This window comes from Paludibacterium purpuratum, assembly GCF_004363805.1.
GTDB classification, from domain to species: domain Bacteria; phylum Pseudomonadota; class Gammaproteobacteria; order Burkholderiales; family Chromobacteriaceae; genus Paludibacterium; species Paludibacterium purpuratum.
In genome coordinates this window covers 1,814-4,912 of the sequence record NZ_SNZP01000025.1, presented here as the reverse complement: position 1 = coordinate 4,912, position 3,099 = coordinate 1,814, and the positions used below count along the sequence as shown (strand labels likewise).

General features: G+C 53.0%; 2 rRNA genes (1 of these 2 running past the window's edge). Both read left to right on the top strand.

Annotation, left to right across the window (positions count from 1 at the left end):
• Nucleotides 1-133: 133 nt before the first annotated feature.
• Nucleotides 134-1,669 (top strand): 16S ribosomal RNA (locus DFP86_RS19115).
• 266 nt (nt 1,670-1,935) lie between these two features.
• A 23S ribosomal RNA gene (locus DFP86_RS19110) occupies nt 1,936-3,099 on the top strand (it continues 1,804 nt past the right edge of the window).
• The 16S and 23S rRNA genes sit together here, the layout of an rRNA operon.

Sequence of the window (3,099 nt, the reverse complement as noted above, 5' to 3'; positions counted from 1 at the left end):
GCTCTTTAACAAACAGAACAACCGATAGGTGTGAGTGCCGGGAAGAGCCGACACTTGCACTGCAAGAGACAGAAAGTAACCTTCGGGTTTCTTCGAGTCCTTGCGTGCCAAAGTACGAAATTAGTTAGAGATTGAACTGAAGAGTTTGATCCTGGCTCAGATTGAACGCTGGCGGCATGCTTTACACATGCAAGTCGAACGGCAGCATGGGCTTCGGCCTGATGGCGAGTGGCGAACGGGTGAGTAATGCGTCGGAACGTGCCGAATAATGGGGGATAACGCAGCGAAAGTTGTGCTAATACCGCATACGCTCTGAGGAGGAAAGCGGGGGACCGAAAGGCCTCGCGTTATTCGAGCGGCCGACGTCTGATTAGCTAGTTGGTGGGGTAAAGGCCCACCAAGGCGACGATCAGTAGCGGGTCTGAGAGGATGATCCGCCACACTGGGACTGAGACACGGCCCAGACTCCTACGGGAGGCAGCAGTGGGGAATTTTGGACAATGGGGGCAACCCTGATCCAGCCATGCCGCGTGTCTGAAGAAGGCCTTCGGGTTGTAAAGGACTTTTGTCAGGGAGCAAATCCTACGTGTGAATAATGCGTGGGGATGAGAGTACCTGAAGAATAAGCACCGGCTAACTACGTGCCAGCAGCCGCGGTAATACGTAGGGTGCAAGCGTTAATCGGAATTACTGGGCGTAAAGCGTGCGCAGGCGGTTGGGCAAGTCTGATGTGAAAGCCCCGGGCTTAACCTGGGAACGGCATTGGAGACTGCTCGGCTAGAGTGCGTCAGAGGGGGGTAGAATTCCACGTGTAGCAGTGAAATGCGTAGAGATGTGGAGGAATACCGATGGCGAAGGCAGCCCCCTGGGATGACACTGACGCTCATGCACGAAAGCGTGGGGAGCAAACAGGATTAGATACCCTGGTAGTCCACGCCCTAAACGATGTCAACTAGCTGTTGGGGGTTTGAATCCTTGGTAGCGAAGCTAACGCGAGAAGTTGACCGCCTGGGGAGTACGGCCGCAAGGTTAAAACTCAAAGGAATTGACGGGGACCCGCACAAGCGGTGGATGATGTGGATTAATTCGATGCAACGCGAAAAACCTTACCTGCTCTTGACATGTACCGAATGCCGAAGAGATTTGGCAGTGCCCGAAAGGGAGCGGTAACACAGGTGCTGCATGGCTGTCGTCAGCTCGTGTCGTGAGATGTTGGGTTAAGTCCCGCAACGAGCGCAACCCTTGTCATTAGTTGCCATCATTAAGTTGGGCACTCTAATGAGACTGCCGGTGACAAACCGGAGGAAGGTGGGGATGACGTCAAGTCCTCATGGCCCTTATGAGCAGGGCTTCACACGTCATACAATGGTCGGTACAGAGGGTCGCGAAGCCGCGAGGTGGAGCCAATCTCAAAAAACCGATCGTAGTCCGGATCGCACTCTGCAACTCGAGTGCGTGAAGTCGGAATCGCTAGTAATCGCAGATCAGCATGCTGCGGTGAATACGTTCCCGGGTCTTGTACACACCGCCCGTCACACCATGGGAGTGGGGGATACCAGAAGTGGGTAGGCTAACCGTAAGGAGGCCGCTTACCACGGTATGCTTCATGACTGGGGTGAAGTCGTAACAAGGTAGCCGTAGGGGAACCTGCGGCTGGATCACCTCCTTTCTAGAGACAGGTTTGACCTGGTACTCACAGCCTATCGGTTGTTCCAAGCGTGTGGAATGGTAATCAGAATGCTCGTGGAGCCTTGTGATTAGCGTTTTATGCGCATTGATCTTTAACAAACTGAAGAAGCCGAAATACAAAAAGTGGATCGTGACCAGGACGGCAACGTTCTCGTTAGGATTCATGTTTTTGGGTAGAAATATGTATCGACGGTTGTACGGTAGAGGTACCGGACAACCGAGTGCGCAAGGCCTTTGAAATGATAGGGTCAAGCGAGTAAGTGCATCTGGTGGATGCCTTGGCGATCATAGGCGATGAAGGACGTGTAAGCCTGCGAAAAGCGCGGGGGAGCTGGCAATAGAGCTTTGATCCCGCGATGTCCGAATGGGGAAACCCGGCCCTAAGGGGTCACTCCCACCTGAACACATAGGGTGGGTAGAGCGAACGCGGAGAACTGAAACATCTAAGTACCCGCAGGAAAAGAAATCAACCGAGATTCCGTGAGTAGTGGTGAGCGAAAATGGAAGAGCCTGTACGTTTTAGCCGTTGAGTTAGTGGAACAGTCTGGAAAGGCTGGCCATAGTGGGTGATAGCCCCGTACACGAAAACTGAATGGTGGCACTGAGCGTACGACAAGTAGGGCGGGACACGAGAAATCCTGTCTGAAGATGGGGGGACCATCCTCCAAGGCTAAATACTCATGATCGACCGATAGTGAACCAGTACCGTGAGGGAAAGGCGAAAAGAACCCCGGGAGGGGAGTGAAATAGAACCTGAAACCGGATGCATACAAACAGTGGGAGCCTCGCAAGGGGTGACTGCGTACCTTTTGTATAATGGGTCAGCGACTTACGTTCAGTAGCGAGCTTAACCGAATAGGGGAGGCGTAGCGAAAGCGAGTCCGAATAGGGCGCTGTAGTTGCTGGGCGTAGACCCGAAACCGAGTGATCTATCCATGGCCAGGATGAAGGTGCGGTAACACGCACTGGAGGTCCGAACCCACTAATGTTGCAAAATTAGGGGATGAGCTGTGGATAGGGGTGAAAGGCTAAACAAACTCGGAGATAGCTGGTTCTCCCCGAAAACTATTTAGGTAGTGCCTCATGTATCACTTCCGGGGGTAAAGCACTGTTATGGCTAGGGGGTCATTGCGACTTACCAACCCATGGCAAACTCTGAATACCGGAAAGTGCGAGCATGGGAGACAGACGGTGGGTGCTAACGTCCATCGTCAAGAGGGAAACAACCCAGACCGCCAGCTAAGGTCCCAAATGATCAGTTAAGTGGTAAACGAAGTGGGAAGGCCGAGACAGCCAGGATGTTGGCTTAGAAGCAGCCATCATTTAAAGAAAGCGTAATAGCTCACTGGTCGAGTCGTCCTGCGCGGAAGATGTAACGGGGCTCAAACTGATAACCGAAGCTGCGGATTT